This window comes from Streptomyces shenzhenensis (assembly GCF_021462265.1).
In the GTDB taxonomy this organism is placed as follows: Bacteria; Actinomycetota; Actinomycetes; order Streptomycetales; family Streptomycetaceae; genus Streptomyces; species Streptomyces shenzhenensis.
Genome location: NZ_JAJONF010000084.1, coordinates 1 through 19008 on the forward strand (window position 1 = coordinate 1; position 19008 = coordinate 19008).

Annotated in this window: 18 protein-coding genes and 1 riboswitch; of the genes, 12 read left to right on the plus strand and 6 right to left on the minus strand. The window is 70.6% G+C overall.

All coding sequences use genetic code 11. From position 1 onward, the window contains the following. Positions 1–112: 112 nt before the first annotated feature. From clsA to LQ326_RS45345, 10 genes are all read left to right on the plus strand, one after another. Positions 113–721, plus strand: a complete 609-nt coding sequence (gene clsA, locus LQ326_RS45300) for a cardiolipin synthase ClsA (RefSeq protein WP_234545062.1) — start codon at positions 113–115, stop codon at positions 719–721. A 128-nt stretch (positions 722–849) separates the two neighbouring features. Beyond that, positions 850–3345 (plus strand): mannose-1-phosphate guanyltransferase, encoded by a 2496-nt coding sequence (locus LQ326_RS45305; protein ID WP_234545063.1) that lies wholly within the window; start codon positions 850–852, stop codon positions 3343–3345. Between the two features lie 107 nt (positions 3346–3452). Then, positions 3453–4364, plus strand: a complete 912-nt coding sequence (locus LQ326_RS45310; RefSeq protein WP_234545064.1) for a DUF881 domain-containing protein — start codon at positions 3453–3455, stop codon at positions 4362–4364. Continuing rightward, positions 4361–4693 (plus strand): small basic family protein, encoded by a 333-nt coding sequence (locus LQ326_RS45315; RefSeq protein ID WP_046727248.1) that lies wholly within the window; start codon positions 4361–4363, stop codon positions 4691–4693. Before LQ326_RS45310 ends, LQ326_RS45315 begins: the two co-directional genes overlap by 4 nt. Continuing rightward, entirely contained in the window at positions 4690–5535 is an 846-nt protein-coding gene (locus LQ326_RS45320) for a DUF881 domain-containing protein (RefSeq protein ID WP_372497133.1), read from the plus strand. The genes LQ326_RS45315 and LQ326_RS45320 overlap by 4 nt, the downstream gene beginning before the upstream one ends. A gap of 190 nt (positions 5536–5725) precedes the next feature. Then, a complete protein-coding gene (locus tag LQ326_RS45325; protein ID WP_234545065.1) occupies positions 5726–6556 on the plus strand; it encodes a zinc-ribbon and FHA domain-containing protein in 831 nt (276 codons plus the stop codon). Positions 6557–6598: 42 nt separating this feature from the next. Beyond that, positions 6599–7336 carry a transcriptional regulator FtsR gene (gene ftsR / locus LQ326_RS45330; RefSeq protein WP_234545066.1) on the plus strand — a complete coding sequence of 246 codons (738 nt, stop codon included), beginning with the start codon at positions 6599–6601 and terminating at the stop codon, positions 7334–7336. A 91-nt stretch (positions 7337–7427) separates the two neighbouring features. Beyond that, positions 7428–7901, plus strand: a complete 474-nt coding sequence (locus tag LQ326_RS45335; protein ID WP_026253112.1) for a bifunctional nuclease family protein — start codon at positions 7428–7430, stop codon at positions 7899–7901. Between the two features lie 265 nt (positions 7902–8166). After that, positions 8167–8811: a MerR family transcriptional regulator gene (locus LQ326_RS45340; protein WP_181803611.1), complete on the plus strand. Its 645-nt coding sequence runs from the start codon at positions 8167–8169 to the stop codon at positions 8809–8811. Positions 8812–8903: 92 nt separating this feature from the next. Then, the gene (locus LQ326_RS45345) at positions 8904–10259 is read left to right on the plus strand and encodes a DNA polymerase IV (protein WP_234545067.1); all 1356 of its coding nucleotides are present in this window, start codon (positions 8904–8906) and stop codon (positions 10257–10259) included. Between the two features lie 248 nt (positions 10260–10507). Here the strand turns inward: LQ326_RS45345 and LQ326_RS45350 are convergent, their stop codons facing one another. Next, the gene (locus LQ326_RS45350) at positions 10508–10888 is read right to left on the minus strand and encodes a PRC-barrel domain-containing protein (RefSeq protein ID WP_234545068.1); all 381 of its coding nucleotides are present in this window, start codon (positions 10886–10888) and stop codon (positions 10508–10510) included. Positions 10889–11002: 114 nt separating this feature from the next. Next, a riboswitch (glycine riboswitch) is annotated at positions 11003–11096 on the plus strand. 178 nt (positions 11097–11274) lie between these two features. Here LQ326_RS45350 and gcvP point away from each other — a divergent pair. Continuing rightward, positions 11275–14160, plus strand: a complete 2886-nt coding sequence (gene gcvP / locus LQ326_RS45355) for an aminomethyl-transferring glycine dehydrogenase (protein ID WP_234545069.1) — start codon at positions 11275–11277, stop codon at positions 14158–14160. An 84-nt stretch (positions 14161–14244) separates the two neighbouring features. Here gcvP and LQ326_RS45360 read toward each other — a convergent pair whose 3' ends face one another. Genes LQ326_RS45360 through modA form a run of 3 tightly spaced genes read right to left on the minus strand, consistent with a single transcriptional unit; the run spans position 14245 to position 17053 of the window. Continuing rightward, positions 14245–15351 carry an ABC transporter ATP-binding protein gene (locus LQ326_RS45360; protein ID WP_234545075.1) on the minus strand — a complete coding sequence of 369 codons (1107 nt, stop codon included), beginning with the start codon at positions 15349–15351 and terminating at the stop codon, positions 14245–14247. Positions 15352–15377: 26 nt separating this feature from the next. Next, positions 15378–16226: a molybdate ABC transporter permease subunit gene (modB, locus tag LQ326_RS45365; protein WP_234545070.1), complete on the minus strand. Its 849-nt coding sequence runs from the start codon at positions 16224–16226 to the stop codon at positions 15378–15380. Then, positions 16223–17053, minus strand: coding sequence for a molybdate ABC transporter substrate-binding protein (gene modA, locus LQ326_RS45370; RefSeq protein ID WP_234545071.1), 831 nt, complete (start codon positions 17051–17053; stop codon positions 16223–16225). The genes modB and modA overlap by 4 nt, the downstream gene beginning before the upstream one ends. Before the next feature lie 203 nt (positions 17054–17256). Here modA and LQ326_RS45375 point away from each other — a divergent pair, with 203 nt between their 5' ends. Then, positions 17257–17745, plus strand: a complete 489-nt coding sequence (locus LQ326_RS45375; RefSeq protein WP_234545072.1) for a molybdopterin-dependent oxidoreductase — start codon at positions 17257–17259, stop codon at positions 17743–17745. Positions 17746–17931: 186 nt separating this feature from the next. Here LQ326_RS45375 and LQ326_RS45380 read toward each other — a convergent pair whose 3' ends face one another. Beyond that, positions 17932–18327, minus strand: coding sequence for a TOBE domain-containing protein (locus LQ326_RS45380; protein ID WP_181809054.1), 396 nt, complete (start codon positions 18325–18327; stop codon positions 17932–17934). A 52-nt stretch (positions 18328–18379) separates the two neighbouring features. Continuing rightward, the gene (locus LQ326_RS45385; protein WP_234545073.1) at positions 18380–18904 is read right to left on the minus strand and encodes a hypothetical protein; all 525 of its coding nucleotides are present in this window, start codon (positions 18902–18904) and stop codon (positions 18380–18382) included. Between the last annotated feature and the right edge of the window lie 104 nt (positions 18905–19008).

Genomic DNA, 19008 nt, shown 5'->3' on the forward strand with positions numbered 1-19008 from the left:
TCCCTTTAGAGCTCTGGCTCTTGGGCAACAAGCCCAAGAGCCAGAGCTTTTTTGCGTTGAGGTAGGGTCAGGGGGCAAAGTTGGCTCGTTTCCCACCACAGGAGGCTCCCGGGTGGAGGTCCAGGAGACCCGTGTCCAGACGGACCGGGTCCTCACCATCCCGAACATCCTCAGCATGGCCCGTCTCGTCGGCGTACCCCTCTTCCTGTGGTTGATCCTCAGGCCCGAGTTCGGCGGGCCCAAGAGCGACGGCTGGGCCCTGCTGGTACTCCTCTTCAGCGGCGTCAGCGACTACTTGGACGGCAAGCTCGCCCGGCGCTGGAACCAGATCAGCAGCCTCGGCCGGCTACTGGACCCCGCCGCGGACCGGCTCTACGTGCTGTCGACGCTGGTCGGGCTCACCTGGCGTGAGATCCTGCCGCTCTGGTTGACGGCCGCACTACTGCTGCGTGAGCTGATGCTGCTGGTGATGGTGGGGATCCTCCGGCGGCACGGGTATCCGCCACCGCAGGTGAACTTCCTGGGGAAGGCCGCGACGTTCAATCTGATGTACGCGTTCCCGCTCCTGTTGCTCAGTGACGGAAGCGGCTGGATCTCGTCACTCGCTGCTATTTTCGGATGGGCGTTCGCAGGGTGGGGTACAACCCTGTATTGGTGGGCAGGAGTGCTTTACGTGGTGCAGGTCCGTCGCCTGGTTCGTGCGGACGCCACAGCCGACTGAGCCTCGGCGATTGTCCGGACGTAGTGGCCCCTCGATTGCTCTCGATGGCCCGCGGCGGAAAAGTGCGGGACAATCTTGACGGGTGAAGTCGGCGAGACCGTCATCTCTTAGAGGAGGACGCTTCCGACATGAAGGCCGTCGTGATGGCCGGTGGTGAAGGCACACGCCTTCGCCCCATGACCTCCAGCATGCCCAAGCCACTCCTTCCGGTCGTCAACCGGCCGATCATGGAGCATGTGCTACGGCTGCTCAAAAGGCATGGGCTCACCGAGACCGTCGTCACTGTGCAGTTCCTGGCATCGCTGGTCAAGAACTACTTCGGGGACGGCGAAGAGCTCGGTATGGAGCTCACCTATGCCAACGAGGAGAAGCCACTCGGTACCGCCGGAAGCGTCAAGAACGCCGAAGACGCGTTGAAGGACGACGCTTTCCTTGTCATCTCCGGTGATGCGCTGACCGACTTCGACCTCACCGAGCTGATCAACTTCCACAAGGCAAAAGGCGCGCTCGTCACGGTCTGCCTGACGCGTGTGCCCAATCCGCTGGAATTCGGCATCACCATCGTCGACGAAGAAGGTCAGGTCGAGCGCTTCCTTGAGAAGCCGACCTGGGGTCAGGTCTTCTCCGACACGGTGAACACGGGCATCTACGTCATGGAGCCCGAAGTATTCGACTACGTCGAGGCCGATGTTCCCGTCGACTGGTCCGGCGACGTCTTCCCGCAACTGATGAAGGAAGGCAAGCCGATCTACGGCTATGTCGCGGAGGGCTACTGGGAGGACGTCGGTACCCACGAGTCGTACGTGAAGGCGCAGGCCGACGTCCTGGAGGGCAAGGTCGACGTCGACATCGACGGCTTCGAGATATCCCCGGGCGTCTGGGTCGCCGAGGGCGCCGAGGTGCACCCGGACGCCGAGTTGCGTGGGCCGCTCTACATCGGCGACTACGCCAAGGTCGAGGCCGGCGCGGAAATCCGCGAGCACACCGTCGTAGGGTCCAACGTCGTCGTGAAGAGCGGCGCCTTCCTGCACCGCGCCGTCGTCCACGACAACGTGTACGTCGGGCAGCACAGCAATCTGCGAGGCTGTGTCGTCGGGAAGAACACCGACATCATGCGGGCCGCGCGGATCGAGGACGGGGCGGTCATCGGCGACGAGTGCCTGATCGGTGAAGAATCGATCGTTCAGGGCAACGTCCGGGTCTACCCCTTCAAGACCATCGAGGCCGGCGCCTTCGTCAACACGTCGGTGATCTGGGAGTCCCGGGGCCAGGCTCATCTGTTCGGCGCCCGGGGCGTGTCCGGCATCCTGAACGTCGAGATCACCCCGGAACTGGCCGTACGGCTGGCCGGCGCCTATGCCACCACCCTGAAGAAGGGGTCCACCGTCACGACCGCTCGTGACCACTCCCGTGGTGCGCGTGCGCTCAAACGGGCGGTGATCTCCGCGCTCCAGGCCAGCGCGATCGACGTACGCGACCTGGAGAACGTGCCGTTGCCGGTGGCGCGGCAGCAGACCGGGCGGGGCAGCGCCGGCGGGATCATGATCCGGACCTCGCCCGGGGTGCCGGACTCCGTCGACATCATGTTCTTCGACGGGCAGGGCGCCGACCTGTCCCAGGCCAGCCAGCGCAAGCTGGACCGGATCTTCGCGCGGCAGGAGTACCGGCGCGCGTTCCCCGGTGAGATCGGCGACCTGTATTTCCCGGCCAGCGTCTTCGACTCGTACACCGGGTCGCTGCTGCGGAACGTCGACACGACCGGGGTCGCCGAATCGGGCCTCAAGGTCGTCGTGGACGCCTCCAACGGCAGCGCCGGGCTCGTGCTGCCCAGCCTGCTCGGCAAGCTCGGTGTGGACTCGCTGACCATCAACCCCGGTCTGAACGAGGCAAGGCCCACGGAGACGGCCGACCAGCGCCGGGCGGGGCTGGTGCGCCTCGGCGAGATCGTGGCGTCCTCGGGAGCCGCGTTCGGCGTGCGGTTCGACCCGGTCGGTGAGCGGCTGTCCCTGGTGGACGAGAAGGGCCGCATCATCGAGGACGACCGGGCCCTGCTGGTGATGCTCGACCTGATCGCCGCCGAGCGGCGCAGCGGCCGTGTGGCGCTTCCGGTCACCACCACCCGGATCGCCGAGCAGGTGGCCGCGTACCACGGCACGCAGGTCGAGTGGACGACCACCTCTCCGGACGACCTCACGCGCGTGGGGCGTGAGGAAGGCACCATCTTCGGCGGTGACGGCAAGGGCGGATTCATCGTTCCGGAGTTCAGCAGTGTCTACGACGGTACGGCCGCGTTCGTACGCCTGATCGGTCTGGTGGCGCGGACACAGCTCACGCTCAGCCAGATCGACGCCCGGATCCCGAAGGCGCATGTCCTGAAGCGGGACCTGGCCACGCCGTGGGCTGTCAAGGGGCTGGTCATGCGGCGTGTCGTCGAGGCGGCCGGTGATCGTTCCGTCGACACGACCGACGGAGTGCGGGTCGTCGAGACCGACGGGCGTTGGGTGATGGTGCTGCCCGACCCGGCCGAGGCGGTCACCCATCTGTGGGCCGAGGGGCCCGACGACGCCTCCGCGCAGGCGCTGTTGGACGAGTGGTCGGCGATCGTGGACAGCGCCGGACGGTAAAATCGCTGCACGCGTGCGTGCCGGACACGTGTCCCCATGGGGGGCCGGTCCGGCGCGCCGGTGGGGCCGTTCGGAGGTACTGGTCGCGACGTGCGACGATGTGCGGCATGCCGCAGCAACCCCCCGTTCGGAGCAGCGTCTCCTGGCCGTCGCGCCCGGACGCCTCCATGTCGTTGATCACCAACGTGATGGATCACAGCCTCGACGACGGGTACACCGAGGCGGCCGCGCGGAAGCGGGCCCAGGGGGAGGGCGGCGGCATGCCGAAGACCCTCCGGGCCCGGCTGGGCCTCGCCGGCGGTCTGGTGCTGGCGGCCCTCGTGGTGACCGTGGGAGCGGCACAGGCGCGCGTGGCGGCGCCCGTGGTGGCCAAGGAGCGCCAGGAGCTGATCGACAGGATCGACCGGGAGACGGCGGCCGCGGACAAGCTGGAGACCAATGTCGACAAACTGCGGGACGACGTCAGCGCCCGCCAGCGGGCCGCGCTGAAGGACAGCGGCGGCAGCGGGCAGGCGGACCTGGTGGACGTGCTGTCGGGCGCCACGGCGGTGCACGGCCCCGGCGTGAAGCTGGTGGTGAACGACGCCAAGGAGACCTCCTCGGGCGGTGACGCCGGCAACCCCCGGGAGACCTCCGGGTTCTCCGACACCGGTCGGGTGCGGGACCATGACATGCAGCGCGTCGTGAACGGGCTGTGGGCCTCGGGCGCCGAGGCGGTCTCGATCAACGGGCAGCGGCTGACCGCCCTGTCCGCGATCAGGGCCGCGGGGGACGCGATACTGGTCGACAACAGGCCGCTGGTGCCGCCGTACACGGTGCTGGCGGTGGGCGACGGGGAGAGGCTCGGCTCCAGGTTCCAGGACAGCCCCGACGGGTTGTATCTGCATGCGCTGGAGGAGAACTTCGGCATCCGGGCGACGATCTCCACGGAGAGCGACGTCCGGTTGCCCGCCGCGCCGAGCGTGATCGTACGTACGGCACAGCCGTACACCGAGAAGACTGAGAAGGGCACATCGTGATCGCCGTACTTGGCCTCGTCGTGGGCGTCGTGGCCGGACTGCTGGTCCGGCCTGAGGTCCCGGCGGTCGTCGAGCCGTATCTGCCGATCGCCGTCGTCGCGGCGCTCGACGCCGTCTTCGGTGGCCTGCGGGCCATGCTGGACGGGATCTTCGACGACAAGGTGTTCGTGGTGTCGTTCCTGTCCAACGTGGTGGTGGCCGCGCTGATCGTCTTCCTCGGCGACAAGCTGGGGGTGGGCTCGCAGCTGTCCACGGGGGTCGTGGTGGTCCTCGGTATCCGAATCTTCTCCAACGCCGCGGCGATCCGACGGCACGTCTTCCGGGCATGAGCGGCATGAGCGAGCACGGCAAGGAGCCGGAGCACCGGCTGCGCAGAGAACTCCCGGCCGAGGTGCCCGTCACGGCGCCGAAGGACGAGTCCGCCGGCGAGCCGAAGCCGGAGTCCGGGCTGACCGGCCGCCAGAGGCTGGTACAGGGGCTGTGGCCACCGCGGGTGAGCAGGGCTCAACTGATCGTCGCCGTGCTGCTGTTCGGGCTCGGGTTCGGGCTCGCCGTGCAGGTGGCGTCGAACAGCGACAGCGACAGCGCGCTGCGCGGGGCCCGGCAGGAGGATCTTGTTCGCATCCTCGATGAACTGGACGACCGTACGCAGCGTCTTGAAGACGAGAAGACAGGACTCGAAAAGCAGCGTCAGGAGTTGCAGAGCAGCTCCGACCAGGCGGCGGAGGCCCGTAAGCAGACGGCCGAGAAGGAGCGGCAACTCGGCATTCTCGCGGGCACCGTGGCGGCGCAGGGTCCTGGCATCACGATGACGGTCGACGACCCGAAGGGGACGGTGCAGGCGGACATGCTGCTCGACGCGATCCAGGAGCTGCGCGCGGCGGGTGCGGAGGCGATCCAGGTCAACGGGGTACGGGTGATCGCCGGTACCTACCTCACCGACTCGGGGAAGAGCGTGAGCGTCGACGGGAACAAGATCACCCAGCCCTACGTTTTCAGGGTGATCGGCAAGCCGCAGGACCTCGAACCGGCTCTCAACATCCCCGGAGGCGTGGTGCAGACCCTCGAAAAGGAACAGGCGACTGTGACGGTCGAGCGGTCCACCAAGATCGTCGTGGACGCCTTGCGACCGGCGAAGCAGCCTGACTACGCTCGGTCGTCCTCGCAGTGAACCGGCGGTGCATGGCGGACGTCCGGCGGGGGCATGAGGATGCGGGGGGTCGGCGCACCGGGGAACCGGTGCGTGGTGGAAACTGTCTGGTGGATACGGACGTTGTGTGGTTGTCCGGGTCGGCCGGTTTATTCAGTCAGGGTTCGTCCTGCCCCACGGGCGGGTCTGTTTCGGTCAAGGGGAATCGCCCGTGAAGTTGTTTGCGAAGTTGTTCGGCAAGAGCGCGCGAGAGGGCAGCGACAACGCGACCGCTCGCCATCGGGCACAGCCCGACGCGGAGGGTCAGCGCCCGCTGTTCCGGGACCAGGTGGCTGGTCCGGCGGGTGACATTTCGGGAGGTCAGGGCGCGCCGTCAGTTGACCCGTCCCAGTCCGGCGGCATAGGTTTCGGGCAACCGTCAACCTCAGGTGCGGGTGGAGGGTTCGCCTCCGGCCCGTACGCGTCCAACGTCCCGGCGGGGCAGCCGCGGCAGGAGGATCCGTCCATGTCGGCCCTGGTTTGTACGAGGTGCGGTAACCGCAACGCGGAGAACGCCCGCTTCTGTTCCAACTGCGGAGCGCCGCTGCGTGCGGGCGCGGTGCCCGAGCGTGCGTCGGAGACGACGTCCACGATCTCGATCTCCGGCCTGGAGGCCTACGACGCCGAGGTCACCGGTCAGACCCAGATGCCGTCGCTCTCGCCCGAGGCGCAGGCGGCGGTCGACGCGCTGCCGCTCGGCTCCGCGCTGCTGGTCGTGCGCCGTGGCCCGAACTCGGGCAGTCGCTTCCTGCTGGACAGCGATCTGACCACGGCCGGCCGCCACCCGCAGAGCGACATCTTCCTGGACGACGTGACGGTCTCGCGCCGGCATGTGGAGTTCCGCCGCCAGCCGGACGGCTCGTTCACGGTGGCCGACGTCGGCAGCCTCAACGGCACGTACGTCAACCGGGAGCGCATCGACCAGGTCGCTCTCTCGAACGGCGACGAGGTCCAGATCGGCAAGTACCGGCTGGTCTTCTACGCGAGCCGGCAGGGCATCTGACCCCGCCGGACCTCGTCCGGGGGACCCCAGGGAAGAAGGTCCATGCTGCACACACCGAGCGGCGGTGCCGGTCACGGCGCCGCCGCCACGGAACCCGGGCTGATGAGCATCGGCACGGTGCTGAACGTGCTGCGCGACGAGTTCCCCGAAGTCACCGTCTCCAAGATCCGTTTCCTGGAGTCGGAAGGGCTCATCGAGCCGCGCCGCACCCCTTCCGGATACCGGAAGTTCAGTGCCGGGGACGTGGAGCGCCTCGGACACGTCCTGCGGATGCAGCGGGACCACTACCTGCCGCTCAAGGTCATCCGGGAGCACCTGGAGGCCATGGAGCGCGGCGAGGCGGTACAGCTGCCCGTGCTGGGGCGGCAGCGGGACGGTGAGGCCGTGCCGACGGCCCCCGAGGCCCCGGCGGTCGCCCGGATCGGCCGGCAGGAGCTGCTCGCGGCCGCCGGCATCGACGAGGACTGCCTCGCGGAGTGGGAGTCGTACGGGCTGATCGCTCCGCTGGAGGACGGCGTGTACGACGCCGAGACGGTCACCGTGGCCTCGCTCGTGACCGAGCTGGGGCGGTTCGGGATCGAGCCGCGCCATCTGCGGGGGATGAAGGCCGCCGTCGACCGCGAGGCGGGCCTGGTGGACCAGGTGGTGGCCCCGCTCAAGCGCCATCGTAATCCGCAGACCAGGGCCCATGCGGAGGCCCGTACGAAGGAGCTGGCGGCGCTCACGGTGAAGCTGCACGCCGCGCTGGTGCAGACCGCCCTCGGGGTGCGGCTGCCGTGAGGGCCACGACAGGGCCCGGCGGGAGGCCGGATCGGGCTCGCGTTCCGGGCCCGACTACCCAAACGTCCCGGGCACGGCCTAGGGTTGCTGTGTGAACGAGCTCGATGTCGTAGGTGTCCGGGTGGAAATGCCCTCCAACCAACCGATCGTGCTCCTGCGCGAAGTGGGAGGCGACCGTTACCTCCCCATCTGGATCGGGCCGGGGGAGGCGACGGCGATCGCGTTCGCCCAGCAGGGCATGGCGCCCGCCAGGCCGCTGACCCATGACCTGTTCAAGGATGTGCTGGAGGCCGTCGGCCAGGAGCTCACCGAGGTACGCATCACGGATCTGCGTGAAGGCGTCTTCTACGCGGAGCTGGTCTTCGCCAGCGGGGTCGAGGTGAGCGCCCGTCCGTCCGACGCCATAGCGCTGGCGCTGCGCACCGGAACGCCGATCTACGGCAGTGACACGGTGCTGGACGACGCGGGCATCGCGATCCCGGACGAGCAGGAGGACGAGGTGGAGAAGTTCCGCGAGTTCCTCGACCAGATCTCGCCCGAGGACTTCGGCACCAGCAGCCAGTAGTGCCCCGAACGGCCCGTCACCTGCCGGAGGGTCGGCGACGGGCCGTTGGGCCGCTGTCACAGCCGAAACTCATGGGTAATTGCCAGCGGCCGCTGAGAGCGTCCTACGGCTCCCCGCCAGAGCATTCGGCTAGCCTTTCCCCGCGGTGGGGCACGGGAAACCACTCCTAGGGTGATTATCACTCGGCGTGCCGAGTGTGGCGATCGTTGACGCACCCCTGGTGACTGCCTACCGTCGTGAAGGCAGGTCAAGGACGGAGGTCGGCGTGAGAAGCAGCGGCGACGGTATGGCTGGGGGTGCCCCCGGACGCGGTTTCGGGGAGAGCGGTCCGTCCCCGCTTCACAGCAGCACCGCCGGTCACGCCCCCCAGCGGCCGACCGCGGTGCCGAGCGGCGGAGGGGCGGCGTCCATGGCGACCGAGGAGATCGGCTACCGCGGGCCCACGGCCTGTGCGGCGGCCGGCATCACCTACCGGCAGCTCGACTACTGGGCCCGCACCGGCCTGGTCGAGCCCAGTGTGCGGCCTGCCTACGGATCGGGCACCCAGCGTCTGTACAGCTTCCGGGACGTCGTCGTACTGAAGATCGTCAAGCGGTTCCTGGACACCGGGGTCTCCCTCCAGAACATCCGCACCGCCGTCCAGCACCTGCGGGAACGCGGTTTCCGTGACCTGGAGCGGATGACCCTCATGAGCGACGGCGCCACGGTCTACGAGTGCACCTCACCGGACGAGGTCCACGCCCTGCTCCAGGGCGGTCAGGGCATCTTCGGGATCGCGGTCGGCGTGGTCTGGCGCGACGTGGAAAGCGCGCTCTCCCAGCTGCACGGCGAGCGTGTCGACACCGGGGAGACCCTGGTGGGCCACAACCCCGCCGACGAGCTGGCCAGACGGCGCAACCGGGCGGTCTGAAGTCCCCGCCCGAAGCCCCTTGAGCTTCTTCTGATGCCCCGGCACGGGTCAGTGCCGGGGCATTGTCAGTGGCGTGGTGCAGCATCGGAGGTGTGAGAAACGCGCCCACCATCCTGCATCTCGACATGGATGCCTTCTTCGCCTCGGTGGAGCAGGCGTCCAAGCCGAGCCTGCGCGGGAAGGCGGTGGTCGTGGGCGGGCTCGGACCGCGTGGTGTGGTGGCCACCGCGTCCTACGAGGCCCGGGTGTTCGGGGTGCACTCCGCGATGCCGATGGCGCAGGCGCGGCGGCTGGCGCCGAACGCCGCGTATCTGGTGCCGCGCTTCGGGCTGTACCGGTCGGTCAGCGAGCAGGTGATGGCGCTGCTGCGCGGGCTGTCGCCGCTGGTGGAGCCACTCAGCCTGGATGAGGCGTTCGTGGACCTCGAGGCCGCTGGGGCGGCCTGGGACGGCAGATCGGCGCGGCTGGTGGGGGAGGGGCTGCGCACGGACATACGGACCGTCACGGGGCTCTGCGGGTCCGTCGGGCTCGCCGCCTCCAAGATGCTCGCGAAGATCGCCTCCGAGCAGGCCAAGCCGGACGGGCTGGTGCTGATCGAGCCGGGCACGGAGCGGGCGATGCTGGGCCCGATGCCGGTGCGGATTCTGCCGGGGGTGGGGCCGGCGACGGGGGACCATCTGCGGCGGGCCGGGATCACCACGGTCGACGAGATCGCCGAGGCGGGGGAGGACGAACTGGTCCGGCTGCTCGGCAAGGCCCACGGCCACGCCCTGTACGCGATGGCGCTCGCGCACGACGAGCGGCCCGTGGTCGCCGAGCGGGAGACCAAGTCGGTGTCGGTCGAGGACACCTACGACGTGGACATCCACGACCGGATGCGCGTGGGTCTCGAGGTGCAGCGACTGGCCGACCGGTGTGTGCGGCGGCTGCGGGGGGCCGGGCTGTCGGGGCGGACCATCGTGCTGAAGGTACGGCGGTACGACTTCTCGACGCTGACCCGGTCGGAGACGCTCAGAGGGCCGACCGACGACCCGGCGGTGGTGCGGGAGGCGGCCGCGCGGCTGCTGGAGTCGGTGGACACGACGGGAGGTGTGCGATTGCTGGGGGTGGGTGTTTCGGGGCTGGCCGACTACACGCAGGAGGACCTGTTCGCGCAGGCCCAGGCGGCGGCCGGGGAGGGGGCGGCGGAGCTCGCGGCGGAGGAGGACGTGGCGGAGCCGGTCGCCGAGCAGGAGGCGGTCGCCGAGCGGCGGTGGCCCGCGGGGCACGATGTGCGGCATGCCGAGTACGGGCACGGGTGGGTGCAGGGGAGCGGGCTGGGCCGGGTGACGGTGCGGTTCGAGACGCCGGGGTCCTCGGAGCCGGGGAGAGTGCGGACGTTTCGGGTCGAGGACCCTGAGCTGGAGCCCGCGGAGCCGTTGCCGTTGGTGCCGGGGGTGCCGGCGTGATCGTGCGTCGGGGCCGGGGCGCTTACCGGCGCCGGCAGGATGCCTCCCCCGGAGGGGGAGCCCCCAGCGCCCACCCTCCCCCACGCTCGGCTTCGCTCGCGCGGGGGGACCCCCATCGCCCCAGCGGCACGCCTGCCCGCGACTATGCAGCTGACGCGACTGCAGCGCCCCTGAGGGGCGCGGGGCTGTATTCACGTGCGGCTCCGCCGGGTGGGCGCGACGACCCCCGCCGGCCCGCGGTCTCAGTACTACGCCCCCGCGTCCTCCGTTCCCGCCAGCTTGCCGAAGTCGTGGTCCGGGTGGACGTGGTCCGGGGGAGTCGTGTCGAGGCCGTAGTGGTGGTAGAGCTGGAGTTCCTGTTCCGGGGAGAGGTGGCGGCCCACGCCGAAGTCGGGGGCGTCTTTGATCAGGGCGCGGTCGAAGGGGACGTGGAGGGTGCCCTCGACCAGTTCGCTGGGCTCCAGGGGCACGAAGGCGTCCCGGGAGAACAGGCCGGTGCGTATGGCCGCCCACTCCGGCACGCCCGTCGCGTCGTCGAGGTACACCTCGTCGATCGTGCCGATCTTCGTGCCGTTGCGGTCGAACGCCTTGCGGCCGATCAGGTTGCGCGGATCGATGTCGGTCTGCACGGGCCCTCCACTTGGTCGCAACTCATCCGTAAGCACTACAAAAGAGCACATTCAACGAGGCGGCCACTCGAAGGCTCCGGCATCGGCCTCGCTGGTAGGCTGGCAAACGGCTGCTGACCCCGTGCGGGAGAGTCCTTCGGGCAACCGGAGGCGCCGAAGGAGCAACTCCTCCCCGGAATCTCTCAGGCTCACGTACCGCACGGACGAGGTCACTCTGGAAAGCAGGGCGGACGTCGACGGTGTCCGCCCTCACCGACGGTGAAAGCTGGTAGTCCGCAAGGGCGCACCGGTGAAGCTCTCAGGTTGAGATGACAGAGGGGGAGGCCGTCGGGGTGCCCGTGCCGGGGTACCCCTCGAAGGTCGCGTCAGACCAGGAGGCCTCCGCAATGACCGCCCAGCGTATTCCGCTCTCCGTGCTTGAGCAGGGTATTCCCTTCGAGCAGCGCCATATCGGCCCCGACCACGAGGCCCGCGCCAAGATGCTCGCCCAGGTCGGATACGGCTCGCTCGACGACCTGACCGCGGCCGCCGTGCCGGACGTGATCAAGAACGCCGACCGGCTGGAGCTGCCCGGCGCCCGGACCGAGGCCGAGGTGCTGGCCGAGCTGCGGTCGCTGGCCGACCGGAACCAGGTGCTCGACTCGATGATCGGGCTCGGGTACTACGGGACCTTCACGCCGCCCGTCATCCTGCGCAACGTGATGGAGAACCCCGCCTGGTACACGGCCTACACGCCGTACCAGCCGGAGATCTCCCAGGGCCGTCTGGAAGCCCTGCTGAACTTCCAGACCATGGTCGCCGACCTCACCGGGCTGCCCACCTCCGGTGCCTCCCTGCTCGACGAGGGCACGGCCGCCGCCGAGGCCATGGCCCTGTCGCTGCGCATGGGCAAGAACAAGAAGGGCGTCTTCGTCGTCGACGCGGACGCCCTGCCGCAGACCATCGCCGTGATCCAGACCCGGGCCGAGCCGTCGGGCATGGAGGTCGTCGTCGCCGACCTCGCGGACGGCATCCCGGCGGACCTCGCCGCGCGGGAGATCAACGGGGTGCTCGTCCAGTACCCCGGCGCCTCCGGTGCCGTACGCGACATCAGGGCCGTCGTCGAGCAGGCGCACGAGCTCGGCGCGCTCGTCACCGTCGCCGCCGATCTGCTGGCGCTGACCCTGCTGACCTCGCCGGGCGAGCTGGGGGCCGACATCGCCGTCGGCACCACCCAGCGGTTCGGTGTGCCGATGGGCTTCGGCGGGCCGCACGCCGGTTACATGGCGGTCCGCGAGAAGTTCGCGCGCAGCCTGCCCGGGCGGCTCGTGGGCGTCTCCGTGGACGCCGACGGGAACAAGGCGTACCGGCTGGCGCTGCAGACCCGCGAGCAGCACATCCGGCGGGAGAAGGCCACCAGCAACATCTGCACCGCGCAGGTGCTGCTCGCCGTGATGGCCGGCATGTACGCCGTCTACCACGGCCCTGACGGGCTCAAGGCCATCGCCCGGCGCACGCACCGGTACGCCACGATCCTCGCCGCGGGCCTCGAGGCCGGCGGAGTCGAGATCGTGCACGGCGCCTACTTCGACACGCTCACCGCCCGCGTGCCCGGCAAGGCCGCCGAGATCGTCGCCGCCGCCCGCCGCGGCGGCGTCAACCTGCGGCTCGTCGACGCCGACCACGTCTCCATGGCCTGCGACGAGACCACCGCCCGCGCCCAGCTGGGTGCCGTCTGGACGGCCTTCGGCGTCGAAGGAGACGTCGAGGCGCTGGACGCGGTCACCGAGGACACGCTGCCCGAGGCACTGCTGCGCACCGACGGCTACCTGACCCACCCCGTCTTCCAGCAGCACCGCTCCGAGACCGCGATGCTGCGCTACCTGCGCAGGCTCGCCGACCGGGACTACGCGCTGGACCGCGGCATGATCCCGCTGGGCTCCTGCACCATGAAGCTCAACGCGACCACCGAGATGGAGCCGGTCACCTGGCCCGAGTTCGGCCAGCTGCACCCGTTCGCGCCCGCCGAGCAGGCCCAGGGGTACCTGACCCTCATCCGGGAGCTGGAGGAGCGCCTCGCGGAGGTCACGGGGTACGACAAGGTGTCGCTGCAGCCCAACGCCGGGTCCCAGGGCGAGCTCGCCGGGCTGCTCGCCGTACGCGCCTACCACCGCGCAGGCGGCGACGAGCAGCGGACGGTGTGCCTGATCCCGTCCTCCGCGCACGGCACCAACGCCGCCAGCGCCGTGATGGCCGGGATGAAGGTCGTCGTCGTGAAGACCGCCGAGGACGGCGAGATCGACGTCGCGGACCTGCGGGCGAAGATCGAGCAGCACCGCGACGAGCTCGCGGTACTGATGATCACCTATCCGTCCACGCACGGGGTGTTCGAGGAGCACGTCGCCGACATCTGCGCGCAGGTGCACGAGGCCGGCGGTCAGGTGTATGTCGACGGGGCCAACCTGAACGCCCTGGTCGGGGTCGCCAAGCCGGGGCACTTCGGCGGCGACGTCTCCCACCTCAACCTGCACAAGACCTTCTGCATCCCGCACGGCGGCGGCGGTCCGGGGGTCGGTCCGGTGGCCGTACGGGCGCACCTGGCGCCGTACCTGCCGAACCACCCGCTGCAGCCCGCCGCCGGGCCGCAGACCGGTGTCGGGCCGGTCTCGGCCGCGCCGTGGGGGTCCGCGGGGATCCTGCCGATCTCGTGGGCGTACGTCCGGCTCATGGGCGGCGAGGGGCTGAAGCGGGCCACACAGGTGGCCGTGCTCAGCGCCAACTACGTCGCCAAGCGGCTGGAGCCGCACTACCCCGTGCTCTACACCGGGCCCGGCGGGCTCGTCGCGCACGAGTGCATCATCGACCTGCGGCCGCTGACCAAGGCGACCGGAGTGAGCGTCGACGACGTCGCCAAGCGGCTCATCGACTACGGCTTCCACGCGCCGACGATGTCCTTCCCGGTGGCCGGCACGCTGATGATCGAGCCGACCGAGTCCGAGGACCTCGGCGAGCTGGACCGGTTCTGCGAGGCGATGATCGCCATTCGGGCGGAGATCGAGAAGGTCGGGTCGGGGGACTGGCCCGCCGACGACAACCCGCTGCGTGGCGCTCCGCACACCGCGGGCGCGCTGGGCGGCGAGTGGCAGCACGCGTACAGCCGGGAGGTGGCCGTCTTCCCCGGCGGGGTGTCCGCCGCCGACAAGTACTGGCCGCCGGTGCGCCGCATCGACCAGGCCTACGGAGACCGGAACCTGGTGTGCTCGTGCCCGCCGCTGGACGCGTACGAGGACTGACGCCCAGGGGCGCGGGGGGACACCCCGAGCGCCCAGGACGCGCACGTTCGGCACAGGCCCCGCTTCGGCGGGGCCTGTGCCGTGCTACGCCGGGTAGGCGTGCGTCTGGGTCGCCTTCACCGTAGCCCAGACCGGGGCACCCGGGTGCAGGTCAAGTTCGGCGGCGGCGACCGTGGTGAGGTCGGCGGCGAGGGCTATTTCGCCGGTCAGATCGGCGCGGATCTGGTCGCCGTGGGTCTCCAGGCCCGCCACCTCGCAGCGCCAGAGGTTGCGGGCGCTGGCCCCGGTGGGGCGGTCCCGGAAGAGGGTGACGGCGCTCGGCGCGAACGCGACGAAGACGTCACCGGTGAGGTCCTCGGTGGTGGTGATCGCGGGACCCGCGGCCAGTTCGACGGTGTGGCCGTCGGCGCGGCCTCGGTAGAGGTTGAGGCCGACCAGGTGGGCGATGTAGTCGGTGCGCGGACGGCGGGCGATGTCGGCGGGCGTGCCCTCCTGGACGACCCGGCCGTCTTCGATGACGGTCAGGCGGTCGGCCAGCACCATGGCGTCCAGCGGGTCGTGCGTGACCAGTACGGCCACCGCCTCGAACTCCGCCAGGTGACGGCGGAGCCGGGAACGTACGTCGAGGCGGGTGCGGGCGTCGAGGGCGGCGAGGGGTTCGTCCAGGAGCAGCAGGCGGGGGCGGGTGGCCAGGGCGCGGGCCAGCGCGACGCGCTGGGCCTGGCCGCCGGAGAGCCGGCGGGGTTTGACGCCGGCGTGTTCGGCGAGGCCCATGCGGTCCAGCCAGGCGGCGGCCTCGGCGCGCGCCTCGGTCTTTGTGGCGCCTTGGCAGCGGGGGCCGAAGGCGACGTTGTCGAGGGCCGTGAGGTGGGGGAAGAGGAGGTAGTCCTGGAAGACGACGCCCACCGGGCGGGACTCGGGTGGCGTGCGGTCCAGCTCCGTGCCGTCCAGGCGGAGATGGCCGGCGGTGAGGGGGGTGAGGCCGGCCAGAGCGCGGAGGGCGGTGGTTTTCCCGGCACCGTTGGGGCCGAGGAGGGCGACGACCTCGCCGGGGGCGGCGGTGAGGGTGATGTCCAGGCCGAAGGCGGGGCGGGTGACGACGAGGTGCGCGTACAGGCCGGTGGCGTCCGGGCGCGGATGGGTGCGGGGCGGCCGGGTGCCGTCCGCTGGTGTGGGGTGCGAGTCGGTCATCGGGGTGTTCGTCCGGCGGGTCGTCCTCATGAGGCCGTCATCCAACGGTCGCGCAACGCCGCGAGCACGGCGATCGACACGGTGAGCAGGACCAGGCTGAGCGCGATCGCCGCGTCGGGGTCGTTCTGCAGGGCGAGGTAGACGGCGAGGGGCATGGTCTGAGTGCGGCCGGGGAAGTTGCCGGCGAAGGTGATCGTCGCTCCGAACTCGCCGAGGGCGCGGGCCCAGGCCAGGACCGCGCCGGCCGCGATGCCGGGGGCGATGAGGGGGAGGGTGACCCGGCGGAACGCCGTGAAGCGGGAGGCGCCCAGGGTGGTGGCCGCCTCCTCGTAGCGGGGGTCGGCGGCGCGGAGCGTGCCCTCGACGCTGATCACCAGGAAGGGCATGGCCACGAAGGACTCGGCGACCACCACGCCCGCCGTGGTGAACGGCAGGGTGATGCCGAACCAGGCGTCCAGCCACTGGCCGGCCACCCCGTTGCGGCCGAGGGCGAGGAGGAGGGCCACGCCGCCCACCACCGGGGGCAGGACGAGGGGGAGGGTGACGAGAGCCCGTACGAAACCCCGGCCGGGGAACTTCGTACGGGCCAGCAGCCAGGCCAGGGGAACGCCCAGGACCAGGCTCACGCCCGTGGCCGCCGTCGCGCAGATTAGGGAGAGCCGGAGGGCCTGCCACACCTGCGTGTCGGTCAGCAGCGACGGGAGGCTGCTCCAGGGCGCCCGCACCAGCAGGGCGACCAGCGGCAGGAGCAGGAAGGCCAGAGCTACCGCTCCGGGGAGGAGGAGCGGCAGCGGTACGGCCGGCCGGAACCGCCGGCGCCGGGGGCCGCCCGTGAGGGTGCCCGTCACGGCGCCGGACTCGTCGGTTTTCGTCACGGCTTGAGGAACCCGGCGGCGTTCAGGACCCGCTGGCCCTCGGGGGACCGCACCAGGGCGATGAACGCCTTGGCCACCGTGGGGTTCGGGGCGTTCTTGAGAAGGGCGATCGGGTAGGCGTTGATCGCGTCGGCGGACTCGGGGAACTCCACCCCCTCCACCTTGCCGCCGGCCGCCTTCACGTCGGTCCTGTAGACGACCGCCGCGTCGGCCTCCTTCAGCACCACCTTGTTGAGCGCGGACTTCACGTCCTCCTCGTAGGAGACCGGGGTGAGCTTGAGCTTGGCGGCGTCCAGGGCCTTCTGCGCGGCGGCACCGCACGGCACCGTCCTGTCGCACAGCACGACCTTCAGCGACGACTGGGTGAGGTCCTTCAGGGAGGAGATCTTGTCGGGGTTGCCCGGCAGGGTGGCGATCTCCAGCTGGTTGCGGACGAAGGTGGCCGGTGTGGCGGCGGTGTCCTTCCGGTCCGTCACCATCGCCATGGTCCTGGGGCTCGCGGCGGCGAAGACGGAGGCCGGCGCACCGCTGGTGATCTGCGCGGCGAGGGTGTCACTGCCGCCGAAGCTGAAGTTGACCTCGGTGCCCGGGTGGGCCTTCTCGAAGTCCGCCTTCAGGGTCGTGAAGCTCTCCTTGAGCGAGGCCGCCGCGAACACGGTGATCGAGCCCGACAGCTTGGGCGTCGCCGTCGACGACGTGTCCGGCTTCGTGGTCGACGAGGAGTCGTCGGCGGAGGAGGAACAGGCGCTCAGGGCCAGCAGGGCCACGGCCGAGGCACCGCCCACCTGGAGCGTCCGCCGGGTCCGGCGCACGGAACGGGTCTTCACGAGTGAACTCCTCTGACGTCGTGAGAAAGCTGTCGCGCCCTGCTGCGACCTGGCTACCAGCCGCCTGGCGATGATACTGCCGCATCTGCCAGCCGTAAGTCTTCTTTCGCATCGCATGAGCCGCATGCTTACCGGCTTGAATCTGGCATGTGCGTTTGTACGGTGACGTGCCGTGGGTACCGTCATCCGGGAGGTGACCGCTCATGACGCTCGCCGAACTCGTCCTCACCGGAGACCTGGCACGGCCGGCCCGGCTGACCGTGCCCGACCTCCTGCGCTGGCCCCAGCACCGGGTGCGGGTCAGCTTCGAGTGCGCCACCAGCGGAATCCGGTGCCACGGCTTCACCGGTCCACGGCTGTACGACGTCCTCGCCGACGCCGGACCCGGATTCGACCCTGGCCGGCGCAAGGACCGGCTCCGCTTCCTCATCACGGTCACCGGTGGCGACGGGCACCATGCGCTGCTCTCCTGGGCCGAGATCGACCCCGATTTCGCCCACGCCCCCGTTCTGCTCGGTGTCAGCATCGACGACACCCCGCTGGACCGGCCGGGCCCGCAGCTGGTGCTTCCGCAGGACCGCTGCGGGGCCCGGCACATCAGCGGCATCACGGAGATACGGGTGGACGGGGAGTACGGCGCCCGGCCTCCAGCGCCCGCCCCACCCGGTCGCGTGTCAGCGGCCGCTCCGTGAACCGCCCGCCCGCCCGTCGCGGCCCGCTGCGCGCTGCCCGGCCCGCTGCGGCCGTCCTGGCCTGCGACGGCTCCTGGGCGGGTACGGCAAGGGCGCCGCACCCGCACGTCAGCGCCACGCACCGCCGGACGCGGCGGGTGGCGCACCGCGCGGCTGCGCGGGTGAGCGGACGCGGCGGGTGAGCGGTCAGACGCGGTCGATGTGCACGTTCGTGGACTTCACCCGGGCGGTGGCCTCCATGCCGACCTCCAGGCCGAGTTCCTCGACCGCCTCCCGGGTCAGGAGGGAGACCAGCCGGTGCGGGCCGGCCTGGATCTCGACCTGGGCGGCGACATCGCCCAGCTTGATAGCGGTGACGATGCCGGGGAAGGCGTTGCGGACCGAGGTGTAGGAGGCGTCCTCCTCGCCGCTGCCGGCCTTGGCCAGTTCCACGGAGAAGGCGGCGAGGTCCGCGCCGTCGATGAGCCGCCGGCCGCCCTCGTCACGATGGGTGGCCATCCGGCCCGCGTCGGCCCAGCGGCGGGCGGTGTCCGGGCTGACGCCGAGCAGCCGCGCCGCCTGGCCGATCGTGTAGGACTGCATGCAGGTCACGATAGGCCCCAGCCGGCGGGGCGGGCGGTCAGGGGGTGGACGGTCAGACGAGGCCGGACGCGGCGAGGACCGCGCGCGCGTTCACGTCGTCTATCTCATGGCCGAGCCGTGTCAGCACCTCGGCGCCCCGGCGGAGAGTGCCGCGTTCCAGGGAGCGGCGGACACCGGTGTCCAGCTCGTGCCAGAGCAGGGGGTTGGCGTGCAGGACGCCCGGGTCGAACTCCAGGCGGCTGCCCCACGTGTCACGCAGGACCAGGTGCGCGGAGACGTCCCCGTACCGGCCGACGTAGACGAGGGAGTCGGTGCACACGGTACGGCGGCGGAGCGGGCCGCGTACCGCCAGCCAGCCGGGGCCCGCGGTGACCCGGGCGGGCAGCAGCATGGTGAGGACGGCGGCCGCCAGGGTGACCCAGAGCAGGGCGCGGGCCGGGGTGAGGGTGCCGGCGTCCCAGTCCACCAGGAGCGTCAGCCCGCCGAAGCCGAGGGCACCGCCGACGGCCAGGAGCGCGCTGCCGCGCCAGGTGCGGTCACCGGCGGCCGCCCGGCCTCTGCGTCTTCTGTCCGCCATGAGGCCGACGCTAGGGGCCGGTGGCCGCTCCGGAGCCGGCACTGACGGGGTTCTTATGCGGATCGGGCGGTTCTTGACGGGTTCTTACGCCCGGTGTCCCGTCG

Bases quoted from the DNA above. Each gene is read 5' to 3' on its own strand.
- LQ326_RS45305 (WP_234545063.1), top strand. From the start codon at position 850: ATGAAGGCCGTCGTGATGGCCGGTGGTGAAGGCACACGCCTTCGCCCC.
- LQ326_RS45310 (WP_234545064.1), top strand. From the start codon at position 3,453: ATGCCGCAGCAACCCCCCGTTCGGAGCAGCGTCTCCTGGCCGTCGCGC.
- LQ326_RS45320 (WP_372497133.1), top strand. From the start codon at position 4,690: ATGAGCGGCATGAGCGAGCACGGCAAGGAGCCGGAGCACCGGCTGCGC.
- ftsR (WP_234545066.1), top strand. From the start codon at position 6,599: ATGCTGCACACACCGAGCGGCGGTGCCGGTCACGGCGCCGCCGCCACG.
- gcvP (WP_234545069.1), top strand. From the start codon at position 11,275: ATGACCGCCCAGCGTATTCCGCTCTCCGTGCTTGAGCAGGGTATTCCC.
- LQ326_RS45360 (WP_234545075.1), bottom strand. From the start codon at position 15,351: ATGACCGACTCGCACCCCACACCAGCGGACGGCACCCGGCCGCCCCGC.
- LQ326_RS45375 (WP_234545072.1), top strand. From the start codon at position 17,257: ATGACGCTCGCCGAACTCGTCCTCACCGGAGACCTGGCACGGCCGGCC.
- LQ326_RS45380 (WP_181809054.1), bottom strand. From the start codon at position 18,327: ATGCAGTCCTACACGATCGGCCAGGCGGCGCGGCTGCTCGGCGTCAGC.
- LQ326_RS45385 (WP_234545073.1), bottom strand. From the start codon at position 18,904: ATGGCGGACAGAAGACGCAGAGGCCGGGCGGCCGCCGGTGACCGCACC.